The organism is Burkholderia sp. HMSC10F09 (assembly GCF_001806955.1).
Classification (GTDB): Bacteria; Pseudomonadota; Gammaproteobacteria; order Burkholderiales; family Burkholderiaceae; genus Burkholderia; species Burkholderia multivorans.
Window position 1 is genome coordinate 1 of the sequence record NZ_KV786703.1, and the last position, 17752, is coordinate 17752.

The 17752-nt window shown below is 65.8% G+C and carries 23 protein-coding genes, 1 tRNA gene and 1 riboswitch; of the genes, 13 read left to right on the forward strand and 11 right to left on the reverse strand.

Annotated features, from left to right (window positions below; genetic code table 11):
* Window positions 1-136 precede the first annotated feature (136 nt).
* Both HMPREF3115_RS13790 and HMPREF3115_RS13795 read right to left on the reverse strand, forming a co-directional pair.
* On the reverse strand, window positions 137-547 hold the full coding sequence (locus tag HMPREF3115_RS13790) for a GFA family protein (RefSeq protein ID WP_070554783.1): 411 nt from the start codon (window positions 545-547) through the stop codon (window positions 137-139).
* Between the two features lie 143 nt (window positions 548-690).
* The gene (locus HMPREF3115_RS13795) at window positions 691-1482 is read right to left on the reverse strand and encodes an IclR family transcriptional regulator (RefSeq protein ID WP_006406388.1); all 792 of its coding nucleotides are present in this window, start codon (window positions 1480-1482) and stop codon (window positions 691-693) included.
* A 76-nt stretch (window positions 1483-1558) separates the two neighbouring features.
* Between HMPREF3115_RS13795 and HMPREF3115_RS13800 the strand changes: the two genes are divergently transcribed.
* Window positions 1559-2746, forward strand: a complete 1188-nt coding sequence (locus tag HMPREF3115_RS13800) for an acyl-CoA dehydrogenase (RefSeq protein ID WP_006401553.1) — start codon at window positions 1559-1561, stop codon at window positions 2744-2746.
* Window positions 2747-2862: 116 nt separating this feature from the next.
* Here the strand turns inward: HMPREF3115_RS13800 and HMPREF3115_RS13805 are convergent, their stop codons facing one another.
* Entirely contained in the window at window positions 2863-3501 is a 639-nt protein-coding gene (locus HMPREF3115_RS13805) for a peroxiredoxin (protein ID WP_006401554.1), read from the reverse strand.
* Window positions 3502-3817: 316 nt separating this feature from the next.
* On the opposite strand from HMPREF3115_RS13805, the gene HMPREF3115_RS13810 reads away from it, so the two are divergent.
* The 3 genes from HMPREF3115_RS13810 to HMPREF3115_RS13820 all read left to right on the forward strand — a co-directional run bounded on the left by HMPREF3115_RS13810 (window position 3818) and on the right by HMPREF3115_RS13820 (window position 5113).
* On the forward strand, window positions 3818-4120 hold the full coding sequence (locus HMPREF3115_RS13810; protein ID WP_006401555.1) for an ElaB/YgaM/YqjD family protein: 303 nt from the start codon (window positions 3818-3820) through the stop codon (window positions 4118-4120).
* Window positions 4121-4239: 119 nt separating this feature from the next.
* Window positions 4240-4629: a phage holin family protein gene (locus tag HMPREF3115_RS13815; protein WP_006401556.1), complete on the forward strand. Its 390-nt coding sequence runs from the start codon at window positions 4240-4242 to the stop codon at window positions 4627-4629.
* Window positions 4630-4672: 43 nt separating this feature from the next.
* Window positions 4673-5113, forward strand: coding sequence for a DUF3318 domain-containing protein (locus HMPREF3115_RS13820; protein WP_006401557.1), 441 nt, complete (start codon window positions 4673-4675; stop codon window positions 5111-5113).
* A gap of 64 nt (window positions 5114-5177) precedes the next feature.
* On the opposite strand, the gene HMPREF3115_RS13825 is transcribed toward HMPREF3115_RS13820, so the two are convergent.
* From HMPREF3115_RS13825 to glyA, 7 genes are all read right to left on the reverse strand, one after another.
* Window positions 5178-5621 carry a type IV pilin protein gene (locus HMPREF3115_RS13825; protein ID WP_070554784.1) on the reverse strand — a complete coding sequence of 148 codons (444 nt, stop codon included), beginning with the start codon at window positions 5619-5621 and terminating at the stop codon, window positions 5178-5180.
* Window positions 5622-5627: 6 nt separating this feature from the next.
* Complete coding sequence (locus HMPREF3115_RS13830) at window positions 5628-6125, reverse strand: pilus assembly PilX family protein (RefSeq protein WP_070554786.1); 498 nt, start codon at window positions 6123-6125, stop codon at window positions 5628-5630.
* 86 nt (window positions 6126-6211) lie between these two features.
* On the reverse strand, window positions 6212-7054 hold the full coding sequence (locus tag HMPREF3115_RS13835) for a type IV pilus assembly protein (RefSeq protein ID WP_070554788.1): 843 nt from the start codon (window positions 7052-7054) through the stop codon (window positions 6212-6214).
* Window positions 7044-7460, reverse strand: coding sequence for a type IV pilus modification PilV family protein (locus tag HMPREF3115_RS13840; protein WP_006401561.1), 417 nt, complete (start codon window positions 7458-7460; stop codon window positions 7044-7046). Before HMPREF3115_RS13840 ends, HMPREF3115_RS13835 begins: the two co-directional genes overlap by 11 nt.
* Window positions 7457-8020: a GspH/FimT family pseudopilin gene (locus HMPREF3115_RS13845; RefSeq protein ID WP_070554790.1), complete on the reverse strand. Its 564-nt coding sequence runs from the start codon at window positions 8018-8020 to the stop codon at window positions 7457-7459. The genes HMPREF3115_RS13840 and HMPREF3115_RS13845 overlap by 4 nt, the downstream gene beginning before the upstream one ends.
* A 150-nt stretch (window positions 8021-8170) precedes the next feature.
* Window positions 8171-8650: a transcriptional regulator NrdR gene (gene nrdR / locus HMPREF3115_RS13850; protein WP_006401564.1), complete on the reverse strand. Its 480-nt coding sequence runs from the start codon at window positions 8648-8650 to the stop codon at window positions 8171-8173.
* 6 nt (window positions 8651-8656) lie between these two features.
* Window positions 8657-9904, reverse strand: a complete 1248-nt coding sequence (gene glyA / locus HMPREF3115_RS13855) for a serine hydroxymethyltransferase (protein ID WP_006401565.1) — start codon at window positions 9902-9904, stop codon at window positions 8657-8659.
* Between the two features lie 136 nt (window positions 9905-10040).
* Window positions 10041-10140, reverse strand: a riboswitch (ZMP/ZTP riboswitch).
* Window positions 10141-10319: 179 nt separating this feature from the next.
* On the opposite strand from glyA, the gene HMPREF3115_RS13860 reads away from it, so the two are divergent.
* The 9 genes from HMPREF3115_RS13860 to HMPREF3115_RS13900 all read left to right on the forward strand — a co-directional run bounded on the left by HMPREF3115_RS13860 (window position 10320) and on the right by HMPREF3115_RS13900 (window position 16836).
* Window positions 10320-11066 carry an SDR family NAD(P)-dependent oxidoreductase gene (locus HMPREF3115_RS13860; RefSeq protein WP_006401567.1) on the forward strand — a complete coding sequence of 249 codons (747 nt, stop codon included), beginning with the start codon at window positions 10320-10322 and terminating at the stop codon, window positions 11064-11066.
* A gap of 100 nt (window positions 11067-11166) precedes the next feature.
* Entirely contained in the window at window positions 11167-11652 is a 486-nt protein-coding gene (gene ybgC, locus HMPREF3115_RS13865) for a tol-pal system-associated acyl-CoA thioesterase (RefSeq protein ID WP_012467499.1), read from the forward strand.
* Window positions 11653-11815: 163 nt separating this feature from the next.
* The gene (tolQ, locus tag HMPREF3115_RS13870) at window positions 11816-12493 is read left to right on the forward strand and encodes a protein TolQ (protein ID WP_006401569.1); all 678 of its coding nucleotides are present in this window, start codon (window positions 11816-11818) and stop codon (window positions 12491-12493) included.
* A 10-nt stretch (window positions 12494-12503) separates the two neighbouring features.
* Window positions 12504-12953, forward strand: coding sequence for a protein TolR (gene tolR, locus HMPREF3115_RS13875; RefSeq protein WP_006401570.1), 450 nt, complete (start codon window positions 12504-12506; stop codon window positions 12951-12953).
* The gene (tolA, locus tag HMPREF3115_RS13880; RefSeq protein ID WP_006406396.1) at window positions 12950-14002 is read left to right on the forward strand and encodes a cell envelope integrity protein TolA; all 1053 of its coding nucleotides are present in this window, start codon (window positions 12950-12952) and stop codon (window positions 14000-14002) included. The genes tolR and tolA overlap by 4 nt, the downstream gene beginning before the upstream one ends.
* A gap of 109 nt (window positions 14003-14111) precedes the next feature.
* On the forward strand, window positions 14112-15407 hold the full coding sequence (gene tolB / locus HMPREF3115_RS13885) for a Tol-Pal system beta propeller repeat protein TolB (protein ID WP_006401572.1): 1296 nt from the start codon (window positions 14112-14114) through the stop codon (window positions 15405-15407).
* 17 nt (window positions 15408-15424) lie between these two features.
* Window positions 15425-15934 (forward strand): peptidoglycan-associated lipoprotein Pal, encoded by a 510-nt coding sequence (pal, locus tag HMPREF3115_RS13890; RefSeq protein ID WP_006401573.1) that lies wholly within the window; start codon window positions 15425-15427, stop codon window positions 15932-15934.
* 19 nt (window positions 15935-15953) lie between these two features.
* Window positions 15954-16703, forward strand: coding sequence for a tol-pal system protein YbgF (gene ybgF / locus HMPREF3115_RS13895; RefSeq protein ID WP_070554792.1), 750 nt, complete (start codon window positions 15954-15956; stop codon window positions 16701-16703).
* Between the two features lie 57 nt (window positions 16704-16760).
* Window positions 16761-16836 (forward strand) — tRNA-Lys (locus HMPREF3115_RS13900).
* A 286-nt stretch (window positions 16837-17122) separates the two neighbouring features.
* Here HMPREF3115_RS13900 and HMPREF3115_RS13905 read toward each other — a convergent pair.
* A complete protein-coding gene (locus HMPREF3115_RS13905) occupies window positions 17123-17374 on the reverse strand; it encodes a PAAR domain-containing protein (protein ID WP_006409345.1) in 252 nt (83 codons plus the stop codon).
* Window positions 17375-17752 lie beyond the last annotated feature (378 nt).

Below are 17752 nucleotides of genomic sequence, written 5' to 3' on the forward strand. Positions count from 1 at the left end.
GCGGGCGCGGGCGCGGGCGCGGGCGCGGGCCGCGGCCTGCCGGCCGCTCGCGCGTTGCCGACGGGTTTCCGCAATGGGTGTTGCCGGTGCGTTTCGCCGATCGCCGCGCGCGAATCGAGCGCGTCGCGCGGCCGTGTCAGTCGCGGCCGCCGTCCGCGTACTTCGGCAGATCGTCGCCGATCTCGATGCCGGGAAACCGGTCCGCATACCAGACGTGCCAGCGCGGCTGCAGCGGCGACGGATCGTCGAGCGTCGCCGTGTTGATTTCGACCGTCTGCGGCGCGTCGCGGCGCCGGTACTCGAGCTGCGCGCCGCAACGGCCGCAGAAACGCCGCTCGCCCCACGCACTCGACGCATAGACGACCGGCTCGCCCTGCGGATATGCGAACGCGCCGATCGGCACCGATGCGGACGCGACGACCGCCGCGCCGGTCGTTCGTTGACAGAGCCGGCAATGGCAGAAGCCGGCGTCGGTCGGCACACCGGCGATCCGGTAGCGGATCGCGCCGCATGCGCAGCCGCCGTCGAGCGTGTGGGATGCAGTCATCGTGTTCCTCGTCGTCGAAGTCGGTAGACGGACGAACGATGATGAGCGCGGTCCGCTCGGTCCGCAACCGCGGGCCGGGCGCGTCTGCCGATTTCGCCGATCTGCCGCCGAACGGCGCCGCCGCGGTCTCACGCGGCCGTTCGTCAGAGCGTCTGCCCGAGCCGCTGCGCGAGCGCCCTCAGCTTCGGCCCGACCTGCGTGCGGAACACCTCCTCGCCCATCGACGACGCCGGCCCGCTGCAACTGAGAATCAGCCAGCGCCCTTCGCGCGGTTCGCGAAACGGCACGGCCGCCGCATTGACGTCCGCGTGCCATGCGCGGAACGAATAGCAGCAGCCGCTTTCCGGAAATTCGGCGACCGCCGCCTGCGCCGCGGCGACCAGCGCATCCGCATCGTCCGCGCCGCCGGCCGCCTTGTGCAGTTCCGCGTACAGCGCGCGCCGCACGTCGTCGGGCTGGACGGCCAGATAGGCGCGGCCCATCGAACTCGTCAGCATCGACAGCCGCGACCCGGGCGCCAGCCCGAGCGTCAGCGCCGTTTCGCTGCGGATCGTCTCCAGGTAGATCATGTCGAGCCCGTCCCGGCAGCCGAGCGACACGGCCGCGCCGATCTCGCGTGCGAGCGCCTGCATGTGCGGCCGCGCGAGGTCGATCGTGCCGGCGCCCGACAGCAGCGCATAGCCGAGCGACAGCACGCCGGCGTCGAGCGCATACTTGCCCAGCGTCTCGTCGTAGCGCAGATAGCCGAGCACCGTCAGCGTATACGCGAGCCGGTTCACGGTCGCCTTCGGCAAGCCGGTGCGCTCCGCGAAGTCGCGATTGCCGAGCATCGTCTCGCCGGGCCGGAACGCGCGCAGCAAGTCGAGCCCGCGCGCGAGCGCGACGACGAACTTGCGCTCGTCGATCGCGGTGTCGTCGATGGTTGAAAGTGTCATCCGATGCTACACTGGGATCAATTTGCAAAACATTGTTCCGCATAGCGGAACTCCAGTCAAGTGAGGAGATGACACGATGAGCGCCGCAACTTTTCATTGGGACGATCCGCTGCTGCTCGATCAGCAACTGACCGAGGACGAGCGCATGGTGCGCGACGCCGCGCACGCGTATGCGCAGGACAAGCTCGCGCCGCGCGTCACCGAGGCGTTTCGCCACGAGCGCACCGATGCCGCGATCTTTCGCGAGATGGGCGAAGTCGGCCTGCTCGGCCCGACGATTCCCGAGCAATACGGCGGCCCCGGGCTGAACTACGTGAGCTACGGGCTGATCGCGCGCGAGGTTGAGCGTGTCGATTCGGGCTATCGGTCGATGATGTCCGTGCAGTCGTCGCTCGTGATGGTGCCGATCTACGAGTTCGGCTCCGACGCGCAGAAGGAGAAATATCTGCCGAAGCTCGCGACCGGCGAGTGGATCGGCTGCTTCGGGCTGACCGAGCCGAACCACGGCTCGGACCCGGGGAGCATGGTCACGCGCGCGAAGAAGGTGCCGGGCGGGTACTCGCTGTCGGGCGCGAAGATGTGGATCACGAACTCGCCGATCGCCGACGTGTTCGTCGTCTGGGCGAAGCTCGACGAGGACGGCAAGGATACGATCCGCGGCTTCATCCTCGAGAAGGGCTGGAAAGGGCTGTCGGCGCCGGCGATCCACGGCAAGGTCGGGCTGCGCGCGTCGATCACGGGCGAGATCGTGCTCGACGAGGTGTTCGTGCCCGAGGAAAACCTGATGCCGAACGTCAGCGGCCTGCGCGGGCCGTTCACCTGCCTGAACTCGGCGCGCTACGGGATCGCATGGGGCGCGCTCGGCGCCGCGGAATCGTGCTGGCATACCGCGCGCCAGTACGTGCTCGATCGCAAGCAGTTCGGTCGCCCGCTCGCCGCGAATCAGCTGATTCAGAAAAAGCTTGCCGACATGCAGACCGAAATCACGCTCGGCCTGCAAGGCGTGCTGCGGCTGGGCCGGATGAAGGACGAAGGCACGGCGGCGGTCGAAATCACGTCGATCATGAAACGCAATTCGTGCGGCAAGGCGCTCGACATCGCGCGGCTCGCGCGCGACATGCTCGGCGGCAACGGCATCTCGGACGAATTCGGCGTCGCGCGCCACCTCGTCAACCTCGAAGTGGTCAATACGTATGAAGGCACGCACGACATCCACGCACTGATTCTCGGCCGCGCGCAAACCGGCATCCAGGCATTCTTCTGAGCAATCGGCGCAGCGTGTCCGTATTACACGCGATGGGCGGAAACGACACGGCCCGCCGGCATGACTGCCGGGCGGGCCGTTTGCGCATGCCGCCGATACGGCGGGCGACGATGGCTTTACTTGTTCGGCTGCGGCGTCAGACGCAGATACGGACGCACCGCGTTGAAGCCCTTCGGGAAGCGCTTCTTCAGTTCTTCCGGATCCTGCAGCGACGGCACGATCACGACGTCGTCGCCGTCCTTCCAGTTGCCGGGCGTCGCGACCTTGTAGTTGTCGGTCAGTTGCAGCGAGTCGATCACGCGCAGCACTTCGTCGAAATTGCGGCCGGTGCTGGCCGGATACGTGATGATCAGCCGCACCTTCTTGTTCGGATCGATCACGAACAGCGAGCGCACCGTCAGCGTCTCGTTCGCGTTCGGATGAATCATGTCGTACAGCTGCGAGACCTTGCGATCCGCATCGGCGATGATCGGGAAACCGACGACCGTCGACTGCGTTTCGTTGATGTCGTTGATCCAGCCTTTGTGCGATTCGACGCCGTCGACCGACAGCGCGATCACCTTCACGTTGCGTTTCGCGAATTCGTCCTTCAGCTTCGCGGTCAGCCCGAGTTCCGTCGTGCACACCGGCGTGTAGTCGGCCGGATGGGAGAACAGGACACCCCAGCTATCGCCGAGCCACTCGTGAAACTTGATCGGGCCCAGGCTCGATTCCTGCTCGAAATCCGGTGCGATGTCGCCAAGACGCAGACTCATGGTGTTCCCTCCTCGAACGATGCAAGTTGAAACCGCGCGCGGTCGGCGCGGGACAGTCCATCAGCTTACGGGAAGCAATGGGCCATGCGAACGATTATTACGTTTGATATTCATATCTTTTTGTCATTTTTTCGATCGGTCGGACGACGATCGCGGGTGCTGGCGAAACTTTTTCGGTTGCTTGCCGCTCTGTTAGGGATTACGAGTCGTTTACCATTCGGTCTGGCACTGCCGCAGTGCGTCTTCCCGGCTCGCCAGCAAGCAGGCGTTTCGCTACGATGTGAACCTGCAGCATGACAGCACGAAGGGAGTTGCAATGTCGGAAATCAACAAGGAGAAACTGATGTCGGATATCAAAACCGTTCTCGCGGACGCCGAAGACCTGCTCAAGCAAGCCGCGAGCAGCACGGGCGACCGTGCGGCCGAGCTGCGCGAGAAGGCCATGTCTCGCCTGAAGCAGGCCAAGGAAAAGGCAGCCGACGTCCAGGTCGTCGTGGTCGAGAAAGGCAAGAAGGCCGCGCGCGCGACCGACGACTACGTGCATGAGCATCCGTGGACCTCGATCGGTATCGCGGCCGGCGTCGGCGTGCTGATCGGTCTGCTGATTAACCGCAAGTAACGCGCGCCGTTCCGTCTCGCGGGCCGCCCGGCGGCCCGCAGGATGCCGAAGCCCGGCCGGCGGTTCGCCGCCGGCCGGCTCGGTCCCAGCCGCCTATTGCACGCGCAAGCCAATCATCCATGACGACAGACACCACCTCGCAGGCGTCCGGCCACGGACCGCTGCGCCGCCTCGTCGGCTCGGCGATCGCCCTCCTGCAAACGCGTCTCGAGCTCGTCGGCATCGAGCTGGCCGAGGAGAAGGAACGCCTGATGGGCGTGCTGTTCCTCGGGCTCGCGGCGATGATGCTCGCGACGATGGCGCTCATCAGCCTGACCGTGCTGATCGCGATCGCGTTCTGGGACACGTACCGCTGGCAATCGCTCGCCGGGATCACCGCGCTGTACGCGATCGGCGGCATCGTCTGTGCGCTGAAGGCGCGCTCGGGCCTGCGCGATGCGCCGACCGTGTTCGACGCGACGCTGGCCGAACTCGAGAAAGACCGCGAGCTGTTCCGCGGCAAGTCGTGAACGCTCGCGCGTTCATCCTCGTCACCCACTTCGCCGACGCGCCATGAACCAGAATGACACGGGCACACGCCGCCCTCCTTCGTCGCGGTCGAAATGGAACGCCGCGCAACGTCGTGCGCTCCGCAAGGAGCTGCTGATCCTGCAATCCGAAGTCGAACGGCTCGAGCTCGCGCAGGCCGCATCCGAAATGCGGCACGCGGTCACGCGCTTCAGCTGGCTCAAGGTATTCATCCCTGGCCTGTCGAGCGGCAAGTTCAGCCATTCCGCGAAAACGCTGAACGCGAGCCTCGGCAATCTCCTGAACCAGTATCCGATGCTGAGCTCGGTCGCATCGCTCGTGCTCGCGAAACCGATGCGCTCGCTATTGCGCGCAAGCGCCGGCCCGGCGTTGAAGTGGGGCACGCTCGGCTTCGCCGCGTGGGAAGCGTATCGGATCTGGAAGCAGTCGCGCGGCGAACGCCAGGTCGATACGTTGCGCGACTGAGTCCGGCGCGGCGATCGGGCATGCGCGTCGGACGCATTCGTCGCGCTGCGCATCTTGATCGCGTTCAACGTACGCCCCAACAGGCGGGTTCCCATTCGTCGGTGCCGTCGCGCTTCCGGTTTCCCTTCGTCCCGTCCGAACGCAAGATGAATGTGCCGCATGCATCGTCGCGCATCGGCCCAGTGTCGAGCGGCATTGCGTTCAGTTCATCAGCGGCCGCAGCGGCGTCGCCCTGTTGCGGCGGGCGTAACGCGATCCGATAGACGGGACGGCCGTCCGGAGGTGCGTGCGCGAGTGCTTCCGGCACCGTACGCGGCAGCCCGACGTCGAGCGTCTCGGTCTCGAGATAATGCGCCGCCCGATAGAGCGCCGATACCGCGGACGCGCGATGAACGCGCGCCATATGTTCGCGATACGACGGAATGCCCCATCCGGCAAACAAGCCGACGATCGCGAGCACGATCATCAGCTCCAGCAACGTAAATCCCGTTCGTCGTGCCATATGCATGCTCGCTCATCGATGCAGCGCCGCAACGCGACGCCAGCGTTGCGCGACGACACGGCCTCCGCGCACGGCGAGCTGCGTTTGCAGCCAGACCGCGCTCGACGGCTTCGCGCCGACGCCGCGTGCGGTGATCAGATAAGCGCGACCGTCCGGCGGATCGGCATCGGGCCACGCCTCGATCAGGCAACGCGGCGGCTGCTCGGCCATCGGCCAATCGGCAAATGGCTGGAACGTGTCGGGATGCGCGAGCGCCGGCATGCGTTGCCACATGGTCGGCTCGCGTTGAGGCTGGCCGTGCGGCTCACCTTGCAGTTCACCCCGCGACGCGTGTGCGCTCGAGTAGCGTGCAGTACCGCGCAACAACGCGGCGGTACACGCGCCGAGCGCAGCATCGGCCGCATGGAACGCGATCAAGCGGTCGGACAGCGCGCGCGTGCGACGCGACTCCGTCAACGCGGATTCGAACCAGATGGCGGTCAACGCTGCGACCGCTGCACTCACCGCCATCACGGCAGGCAGCGCGAGCCCGGCGTCGCGATGCCGGGAACCGCGACCGCGCCCCGCACCAGACCGCGTACTCGTTGCCCCGGGCGTCATTGCGAGTCCTCGCGTGCAGGTCCAGCGGGCGACGCTCTATCGTCGGACCGCACGGACGCATTGCGCAGCGCGACGATGCGGTGCAACGCGACACGCGCGCGCCCGTCGCGCGCCACGGATACGCGTTCGTCACAATCGGTGTACCGAACGCGCGCATGCATCGCTTCGCCGCGCGCCTGCACGCATAAATGTACGGCGACGACGTTGCGCCAATCGTCCGCCCGCATGACATCCGCACGGACGAACTGCGTATCGCCGCGCCGCAGATAGCGCACGCGCAACTGCTCGATACCGGACACCACCGGTTGAGGGACGCCGGCCCGGCCGCTACCCTCGCAGTACAGTTCCGGTTCGCCGGTCGAAGGGCTGACGTGTGCGTCGAAACGATTGGCGACGAGCGGCCGTTCGCCCGGCGTCCCGACACCCTGCCCCAGACAATCGGACACGTGCCTGCTCGCAGTCGGCCATGTCGATACGGCATCGCCGATATAGCGCACGAGCAGCGCGTCGGACGATTGCCGGACGGAATCGCACTGCAGTTGCGCAGCGTCGCCTCGCATGCGCGCGGACGCACAGCCGAACACCGGCGACCACGGCGACGCAGACGACGATGCGCCGAGGTCGAGCGGACGAAACCCGGCCATCTGGACTTGCTGGCCGATCAGCATCAGCGCGGTTCCCGCCGCATCGCGCAACGCGAATGCATCGTCTGCGCGCCGCTGCGCGATGCGCTGAGCGTGGTACAGCGCACCGGCTGCGGCCAGCACGAGCAGTCCGACGAGCATCGCGATCAGCACTTCGAGCAGCGTATGCGCACGCATCCGGCGTTCAGCGTTCATCCGCATCGACCTCCCGAAACGGAATGCGCACGCATGATGGCGGCTGCGCCGAGGGAATCGCGTTCCCGCACTGCGCCTGCGAAGGCGCTACGGTACGCTCGCCGCGCCAGGCCACGATCGCGAATTGCACGCCGCCGGGCCCGCTCGCAATCGCAGTCGAACCGCCGGGCAACGATGCAGCCGACAACGTCGCGACGCCACCGTCCGCGCCGCGAGCGGCACGCCGATATTCGAGGCGCGCGTCGGCAAGCCACAGCGCACGCTCGCGCCATACCGTCGCCCGCTGCGCACGCGCCATCGCGAGCTGGCTGCCCGCCACAGCCAGCATCACGATCGCGAGCAGCGCGATCGCCAGCATCGCTTCGAGCAGCGACGTGCCGCGCGACCGGTTGCGCGCCGCGATCATGCCGCGTCGCACCGGCCGGTCGACAGGCGCGCGCGGCCGCCCGCCGCAAGTCGCACGCAGCGGGACAGGCGCGCGCCATCGAGCGCCGGCACATCGCGCCGCGGACGCAATTCGAAGCGCCGGATTCCGCCGATCACCTGCCCCGCGGGCGGCACGAAAGCCAGTTCCTGCGCGGCGCCCGCCACGGCAATTTCCCGATCCTGCGGATAGCGCCGCAACACGCGCAACGCGCCTTCGAGCTCGCCCGCGACGACCCAGTCGCATGACCACTCGGCCGACCCGCAGCGCTGCGCGGCGCGCAGACAAGCGCCGTTGCGGTCGGCACGACAGAGCGTGACGCGGACGCCGAGACGCGTTGCCTCGGCGCGCGCGAACGACAGCGCACCGAGCAATGTGCGAGCGCGTGCATCGACACGCTCGCGCATCCGCCACTGATCGAAGACGGGCACGGCGTAGAGGCCGAGACCGGCCGCAATCGCAATCGCGACCATCAGTTCGACGAGCGTGAAGCCGCCGACGTGTCGCCCGCCTTTCATTCCTGCCTGCCCGCACCGTTCCATCGCCGCGCTCCGCCAACGTGATGCAACGACTCTAGCGACGTGCGGCGACGCTCACCATATGCCGAACGGCCGACTGACGGCGAGCGCGTGCAACCGACACAATTGGCGCGAACTGAACGACAGGAGGAGGCGATGAACGGACGCAGCGCGTCAGCGCTTACGGGGAGGCTTGGCGGGAGAGGCGCGACGGAACTCTTCGATCACGTCGGCAAATTCGGACACGTCCTCGAACCGGCGATACACCGATGCGAAGCGGACATAGGCAATCGTATCGAGGCCGCGCAACTCGTTCATCACGAGTTCGCCGAGCTTCTCGCTACGGACTTCACGCTCGCCGGTTGCGAGCAGTTGATATTCGATGCGAGCGACCGCCGCGTCGATCGCATCCGCAGCAACGGGCCGCTTGCGCAGCGCGAGTTGCATGCTGGCGACGATCTTGCGACGGTCGAATTCGGTGCGGCTGCCGTCCTTTTTCACGACGGACGGCAGAGCCAGCTCGACCCGTTCGTACGTCGTGAAACGCTTGTCGCAAGCCGAGCAGCGACGGCGCCGGCGAATCGCGGCGCCATCTTCGGACACACGCGAGTCAACTACCTGCGTGTCGTCGTGCCGGCAGAACGGGCAGCGCATCGTCGATCAGCGGTAGACCGGGAAGCGCTTGGTCAGCTCGGCGACCTGAGCACGCACGCGCTCGATCGTCGCTGCGTCTTCCGGGTTCTCGAGCACGTCGGCGATCAGGTTGCCGACCTGCTCCGCTTCGGCCGGGCCGAAGCCGCGCGTGGTCATCGCCGGCGAGCCCAGACGAATGCCGCTCGTCACGAACGGCTTTTCCGGATCGTTCGGAATGGCGTTCTTGTTCACGGTGATGTGCGCGGCGCCCAGCGCGGCTTCCGCCGCCTTGCCGGTGATGTTCTTCGCACGCAGGTCGACCAGCATCACGTGGCTTTCGGTACGGCCCGACACGATCCGCAGGCCGCGCTTGACGAGCGTCTCGGCCAGCACGCGTGCGTTCTCGACCACCTTCTGCTGATAGGCCTTGAACTCCGGCGACAGCGCTTCCTTGAACGCCACGGCCTTCGCCGCGATCACGTGCATCAGCGGACCGCCCTGGATGCCCGGGAAGATCGCCGAGTTGATCTGCTTCTCGTACTCGGCCTTCATCAGGATCACGCCGCCGCGCGGGCCGCGCAGGCTCTTGTGCGTGGTCGTCGTGACGAAGTCGGCGTGCGGCACCGGGTTCGGATACACGCCGGCGGCGATCAGCCCCGCGTAGTGCGCCATGTCGACCATCAGGTATGCGCCGACCGACTTCGCGATCTTCGCCAGACGCTCGAAGTCGATCTTGAGCGCGAACGCCGACGCGCCCGCGACGATCAGCTTCGGCTTGTGCTCCTGCGCGAGCTTCTCGGCCGCTTCGTAGTCGATGTCTTCGTTCTCGTTCAGCCCGTAGCTGACCACGTTGAACCACTTGCCCGACATGTTGACCGGCGAGCCGTGCGTGAGGTGGCCGCCGTGCGCGAGGCTCATGCCCATGATCGTGTCGCCCGGCTTGAGCATCGCGAAGAACACGCCCTGGTTCGCCTGCGAGCCGGAGTTCGGCTGCACGTTGGCCGCTTCGGCGCCGAACAGTTGCTTGACGCGGTCGATCGCGAGCTGCTCGACGACGTCGACGTACTCGCACCCGCCGTAGTAGCGCTTGCCCGGATAGCCTTCCGCGTACTTGTTCGTGAGCTGCGAGCCCTGCGCGGCCATCACGGCCGGGCTCGTGTAGTTTTCCGACGCGATCAGCTCGATGTGCTCTTCCTGGCGACGGTTTTCCTGCTCGATCGCTGCAAAGACTTCGGGATCGACGTTCGCGATGGTGCTTTGGGCTCTGTCAAACATACGGTTTCCGTTAAGTGTGTACAGGTTGACCGGGTGGCCGAGTACACTGCGCTGCTGGCAGGACCAGCTCGACGTGGCGGAAGAATCCGAGGGACGCGAGGCAGGACAGCCACCGGCGATGCACGCGACGGCGCACAACGGCTGCCCAGGCGAACGGCAAAAACGGCGCCCTGCGCTTCACGGTGGGATGCTCCACCTTGAACCCGAGGGTTCTATCGCCAGTCACGCAGGGGTGATGAGCGCGTTAGTGTATTGGATGCGCCATGAATAGGCAACCGCGCCCCCGGCCGCACGAAGAATCGGGGCCGGAACCGAGTCGCCTTGTCCGGCGCACGCGACGCCGTTGTCGCGGTGCGGCAATCCCGGCGCGTTTGCGCGATACTACGCGCTACTTTTTTACCGACCAGGAGCAGCAATGATCGTGTTCGTCACAGGCGCGTCCGCCGGCTTCGGCGCCGCCATCGCCCGTGCCTTCGTCAAGGGCGGCCACCGCGTGGTCGCCACGGCGCGCCGCAAGGAGCGGCTCGACGCGCTCGCCGCCGAGCTCGGCGATGCGCTGCTGCCGCTCGAGCTCGACGTGCGCGACCGCGCGGCCGTGGAAGCCGTGCCGGCCGCCCTGCCCGCCGAGTTCGCGGCGCTCGACGTGCTCGTCAACAACGCGGGCCTCGCGCTCGGCGTCGAACCGGCCCACAAGGCGAGCCTCGACGAATGGCACACGATGATCGACACGAACTGCACGGGCCTCGTCACCGTCACGCACGCGCTGCTGCCCGGCATGATCGAACGCGGCCGCGGCCACATCTTCAACATCGGCTCCGTCGCCGGCTCCTACCCGTACGCCGGCGGCAATGTGTACGGCGCGACCAAGGCTTTCGTCAGACAATTCAGCCTGAACCTGCGCGCCGATTTGCTCGGCACGCCGCTGCGCGTGACCGACATCGAGCCGGGCCTGTGCGGCGGCACCGAGTTCTCGAACGTCCGCTACCGCGGCGACAACGAAAAAGCCGCCAATGTGTACGCGAACGTGCAGCCGCTGATGCCCGAGGACATCGCCGACACCGTGTACTGGATTGCGACGCGTCCCGCCCATGTGAACGTCAACGCGATCGAGCTGATGCCGATCGCGCAGGCGCCGGGCGGCCCGACCGTGCATCGCGGCTGAACCGCCGTGCGGGCCCGGCCGACGGCCGGCCCGCGGTGTACTGCGACTACTACATTCCGTTACGAATCGGTTGCGAATCGGACCCTTCCCTTCCGGTAGAATGCGCGCCATGACTCAGCCTACCCGCTCGTCGGACGTGCCTTCCGGCTTTACCTGGCCGGTGCGCGTGTACTACGAGGACACCGATGCCGGCGGCATCGTTTTCTACGCCAACTACCTGAAATTCTTCGAGCGCGCCCGCACCGAGTGGCTGCGCGCGTGCGGTATCGACCAGCGTCGGCTCGCCGACGAGACGGGCGCGCTCTTCATCGTCCGCAGCACGTCACTCGACTACCGCGCGCCGGCGCGACTCGACGACATGCTAACGATCACGAGCCGTCCCGCACGCATCGGTCGCGCATCGGTGGAATTCGTACAGGAAGCATGGCGTGGCGACACGCTGCTCGTCGCCGGGCAAATCCGCATCGGCTGCGTCGACCGCACCGGCATCCGGCCCGCGGCGATCCCGCCGGCCGCGCTCGATGCGCTGCAACGCGGGCCCGTCGCGAATGCCGGGCCCGGCGAACTGTCAACGAAGCTCGCATGAGCGCCGTTTAGACAAAGCCTATGAACTCGCCTTTCTGAATCGATACTAAGCAAGGTTCGACCTCAGGCGCGGCAGGCGCATTCCGGCCCCGCCCGCCGGCGCGTCGCACTGCACGCACACCGGGCGCCCCGGGCACCCCGAAGGGACGTTACTTCAAACCTCTATGAACACTTCTCAAGACCTGTCGATCATTTCCCTCGTTCTCAACGCGAGCGTGCTGGCCCAGGCCGTGATGGGGCTGCTGCTGCTGCTGTCGCTGATGTCGTGGACCTTCATCTTCCGCAAGTGGTTCGCAATCCGCCGCGCGCGCGCGCAGACCGAGCGCTTCGAACGGGACTTCTGGTCGGGCGGCGATCTGCAGGCGCTCTATCAGAGCGCCGCGAACAACCGCCACACGATCGGTGCGCTCGAGCGGATCTTCGAGTCGGGGATGCGTGAGTTCCTGAAGGCGAAGGAAAAGCGTCTCAGCGATCCGGGCCTCGTGCTCGACGGCGCCCGGCGCGCAATGCGCGCATCGTTCCAGCGCGAGATGGACGTGCTCGAATCGAACCTCGCGTTCCTCGCGTCGGTCGGCTCGGTGAGCCCGTATATCGGTCTGTTCGGCACCGTCTGGGGGATCATGAACTCGTTCCGCGGGCTCGCGAACGTACAGCAGGCCACGCTGGCGAACGTCGCGCCGGGCATCGCCGAGGCGCTCGTCGCTACCGCGATCGGCCTGTTCGCCGCGATTCCGGCCGTCGTCGCATACAACCGCTACGCGCACGACATCGACCGCCTCGCGATCCGCTTCGAGACCTTCATCGAAGAGTTCTCGAACATCCTCCAGCGTCAGGCCCAGTAAGGAGCACGCGATGGCAGGCACCCCCATTCGATCGAGCATGCGCGGCGGCCGCTCGCGCCGCGCGATGGCCGACATCAACGTCGTCCCGTACATCGACGTGATGCTCGTGCTGCTCGTGATCTTCATGGTCACGGCACCGCTCGTCGCCCCGTCGATCATCAATCTGCCGACCGTCGGCAACGCGGCGCCGCAGGAGCAGACGCCGCCTGTCGTCGTCAACATCAAGGCCGACCGCACGATGAGCGTCAAGTACAAGGGCGACTCCGGCGCGACGCAGGAAGACACGATGACGAAGGCCGAGCTCGACAGCTTCATTTCGGCCCGGCAGGCCGATCACCCGGATCAGCCGGTCGTGATCGCAGCCGACAAGACCGTGCAGTACGATGCAGTCATGACCGTGATGTCGGATCTGAAGGCGCGCGGCGTCAAGCGCGTCGGCCTCCTCGTCAAATCGCAATGAACCGGTTATCCCCGCGCAGCACCGCCTATCCGCCTCAGCCGCCGCGCGAGCGCGGCACGTGGCGCGCGTTCGCGCTCGCCGCGCTGATGCATGTGCTGCTCGCGCTGTTTCTCTATCATGGCGTGCAGTGGCAAAACAGCACGCCGGCCGGCGCCGAAGCCGAACTGTGGACGGAGGTGCCCGACGTCGCGGCGCCGCGTCCGGTCGTGACACCGCCGGCGCCTGCGAAGGTCGCGCCGCCCCCTGCCCCGGTTCGCGACGAGCAGGCCGACATCGCGCTTCAGCAGAAGAAGCGTCAGCAGGAAGCGGCCGCACGCGAAGCGCTGCTCGAGCAGCAGCGCCGCGCGCAGCAGCAAAAGGCACGCGAGGAAGAGGAAGCGCGACGCCAGCAGCTTGCGGCCCAGCAGGCGGCGGCGCTCGCCGCGCAGAAGGCGGCCGAACGCGAAAAGCAGAAGCAGGCCGAGAAGCTCAAGCAACAACAGCTCGCCGAGCAGCAGAAGCTCGAACAGCAGAAACTCCAGCAGCAGAAGCAGGCGCAGCTCGAGGCGCAGCAGGCGGCCAAGGCGAAAGCGGAAGCGGCCGCGAAGGCCAAGGCGGAGGCCGCGGCAAAGGCGAAGGCCGAAGCAGCGGCGCGCGCGAAGGCCGATTCGGCCGCGAAGGCGAAGCTCGACCAGGAACGGCGCGCGCGTCTCGCGCAGATGCAGGGCCTGGCCGGTGCAGGTGAAGGCGGCGGCGAAGGGCTCGCGAAGAGCGGCACCGGTTCGGGCGCCGGCGGCAATGCGGCATCGCCCGGCTATCCGGACAAGGTGCGCCGCCGCGTGAAGCCGAATATCGTCTGGGGCGGCGAGCGTGCCGGCCTGACGACGGTCGTCGCGATCCGCTGCACGCCGTCGGGTAACGTGTTGAGCGTATCGATCCGCCGTTCGAGCGGAAATTCGGGGTGGGATCAAGCCGTGGTCAATGCGATCCAGGCGTCGGTCCCGTTGCCGCCCGATTCTAACGGTCGTACCCCGTCGGACATTACGATTACCTTCAAGGCGGCGGAGTGACGGGAAATGCGCTTACACTCCGGCCGTCGCTGTCCGACGGGAACGAATCGGGTATTTTTACAGTCTCTGCGGTTGCGCAGCGATCCATGTCATACGGGAAGCAAGAAGCATGAGTTTGATGACGAAGCTAGGTTTCAGGGCACTCGTGGCCTCGTGCCTGATTGCGGCCGGCAGTGCCGCTAACGCGCAGGTCAACGTGCTGATCACCGGCGTCGGTTCGACCCAGTTCCCCATCGCCACCGCGAACTTCGCGAATGAGGCAGGCCTGCCGCAGCAGGTCACGTCGATCGTCCGTGCCGATCTTGCCCGCAGCGGCAAATTCACCAACATCGACGCGGGCAGCACGCCCGTGCCCGAGACGGCCTCGGTCGATCTCGGCGCGTGGAAGGCCAAAGGTGCGAACGCATTCGTCGCGGGCAGCGTGAACCGCGAGGGCAACGGTCAGTACAAGATCAACTTCATCCTGTACGACACCGTGAAGCAGCAAAGTCTCGGCGGCCTGTCGCTCAGCGCCAACGACACGACGCTGCGCACGGCCGGGCACAAAATCGCCGACTACATCTACCAGAAGCTGCTCGGCGTGCGCGGCGTGTTCGCGACGCGTCTGTCGTACGTGATCAAGACCGGCAACCGCTACCAGCTGCAGATTTCGGACTCGGACGGCCAGAACGCGCGCATCGCGCTGTCGAGCACCGAGCCGATCATCTCGCCGGCGTGGTCGCCGAGCGGCACGAAGGTCGCGTACGTGTCGTTCGAGCGCAAGAAGCCGATCGTCTACATCCACGATCTGCCGACCGGCCGCCGCTACATGGTCTCCGACCAGAAGGGCAACAACAGCGCGCCGGCGTGGTCGCCGGACGGCAACACGCTCGCGGTCGCGTTGTCGCTGACGGGCAACACGCAGATCTACTCGGTCAATTCGAACGGCGGCGGGCTGCGCCGTCTCACGCAGAGCAGCTCGATCGACACCGAGCCGTTCTACTCGCCGGACGGCCACTGGATCTACTTCACGAGCGATCGCGGCGGTGCGCCGCAGATCTATCGGATGCCCGCGCAAGGCGAAAGCGCCGGCGCGGCGCAGCGCGTGACCTTCACCGGCAGCTACAACACGAGTCCGCGCGTAAGCCCGGACGGCAAGCTGCTCGCTTACATCTCCCGTACGGGCGGGGGCTTCAAGCTGTACGTTCAGGATCTGCAAACCGGCGCGGCGAACGCTATCACCAATACGAATCGCGACGAATCGCCGAGCTTCGCGGCAAACGGCCAGTACATTTTGTACGCCACGCAGTCGGGCGGTCGCAACGTGCTCGCTGCGGTGCCTTCCGACGGCAGTGCGCCGCCGCAGATTCTGTCCGTCCAGGGCGGCTCGGTTCGTGAGCCGTCGTGGGGGCCCTTCATGCAATGACCACAAGGAGAGTAACCATGATGTCGAAAAAAGTTCGTCTGGCCCTGGCCGTGATGATGATCGGCGCGCTCGCAGCGTGTAAGTCGGGTGTGAAGCTCGACGACAAGGCAAACGCCGGTGCGATGAGCACGCAACCGAGCGCCGACAACGTCGCGCAAGTGAACGTCGATCCGCTGAACGATCCGAACAGCCCGCTCGCGAAGCGCAGCATCTACTTCGACTTCGACAGCTATTCGGTGAAGGACGAGTATCAGCCGCTGCTGCAACAGCACGCTCAGTATCTGAAGAGCCACCCGCAGCGCCACGTGCTGATCCAGGGCAATACCGACGAACGCGGCACGAGCGAGTACAACCTCGCGCTGGGCCAGAAGCGTGCGGAAGCGGTGCGCCGCGCGCTCGCGCTGCTCGGCGTTGCCGATTCGCAGATGGAAGCCGTGAGCCTCGGCAAGGAAAAGCCGCAAGCAACGGGTCACGACGAAGCGTCGTGGGCGCAGAACCGCCGCGCCGATCTCGTCTACCAACAGTAAGTAACGGAAGAATCGCTGTATGACGCACCGTGTAACCTGGCTGCGCGCGGTCGCAGCGTTCTGCGTCGTCGGCGCGGCGTGGTCGGCCGCGCCGGCGCACGCCGGCATGTTCGACGACAACGAAGCACGCCGCGCCGTGCTCGATCTGCGCAGCAAGAGCGACAACCTGGCGAACCAGTTGTCGGCCGCCCAGCGTACGATCCTCGATCAATCCGCCCGCCTCGACCAGCTGAACCAGCAGGTCGCGACGCTGCGCGGCGAGAACGAGGATCTGACGAACCGGCTGACGACGCTCGAGCGGCAGCAGAAGGAGTACTACGAAGATCTCGACACGCGTCTCAAGAAGTTCGAGCCGCAGCAGAAGACGATCGACGGCGTGGAAGGCACCGTGCAGCCGGGTGAAACGGATGCGCTCAACGCGGCGCAGCAGCAGTTCCGCAACGGCAACTTCAAGGCGGCTGCGGCTTCGTTCCGCAGCTTCATCGCGAAGTATCCGCAGAGCCCGTACCAGCCGACCGCGCAATACTGGCTCGGCAATGCGCAATACGCGCTGCGCGACTACCGCGGTTCGACGGCGACGTGGCAAGCGATCGTGAGCAAGTACCCGCAGCACCCGCGCGCCGCCGACGCCCTCGTGGCGATCGGCACGAACCAGCTCGAGCAAGGCCAGAAGGCGGTCGCGAAGAAGACGTTCGAGCAGGTCGTGTCGCAGTACGCGGGATCGAACGCGGCGCAGACGGCGCAGGGTAAGCTCGAGTCGATCAAATAATTATCGCGGCGGGTTGTTGACGAACCCACAATCCGTCGCTATAATCTTTTGCTCTTTGGGTCGTTAGCTCAGTTGGTAGAGCAGCGGACTTTTAATCCGTTGGTCGCAGGTTCGAATCCTGCACGGCCTACCAAAGAATTCAAGGACTTACATCGCTTCGGCGTGTAAGTCCTTTTCTATTTCCGGCGTCTGTGGGTGGTTCTTATCCACATCCACATCGGTCCATATCGCTGACGATGTGCTTCCTTGGCGCTTCGGTGCGTTACCGCAGCCGGTAGCCCCATTCAATTTGGTCGTTGACTCATGAGAAGCGACCTACATCAGCCCTCCCGGCGCGCGACGAATCGAGTTGCTCGATCTGACGGACGCGCTTCTCGGTGCTCCGACTGAACTGCATGCGGCGCAACGCCGCAAGCGGATTAGACCAGACTCGAAATCAGATGACAGCCGCACGTAGCGCGATGGCCGTGGCGCGCGATCGGAATGCCGTCGTCCGTTATCGATGAGTCGCCCTCTTCAATGAGGTTCGGTGATACGTCGGGGTGCTGCGGGCAAGAAACGCGATCGCCCTTGCGAGCAACATAGCGACCATCGAAACGCATGGTCGTGGAGCCCGTTTCCACCTTGCCGCCGTGGTCGGTGTCGTCGCCGATGCGGATTAGGTTCATCATTTGGTCTGCTCGTTATTGGCTGGCTGCCGTGGAGTGGCTCCTGGGCCGTTGTGCTTCAGGCGATCACTTCTTACCCAACCTAGAACGGGGCCATCCTTTTTTGCCGACCGGTAAGCCACAAATGTAAATCCACGATCGCTCTTTTCTGCTACTACAGGTTCGCCTGGCAAAATAAAAACACCAGGAATTTTGCACGATAAGTCAGGGGCAGAATAAAACTGAAGTCGCCCGCTCCCGATTACCGTCATCTTACTTTCTGAGTGTAGTATGCGAACGGCGGTCTCCGAGGTGCGATTGTTGTGGTCATCACACATAGACACCGTTTTAGATGATGCACGAATGCAATCGGGGGGGTGTCAGGATTTCCGTGTTCAAGGC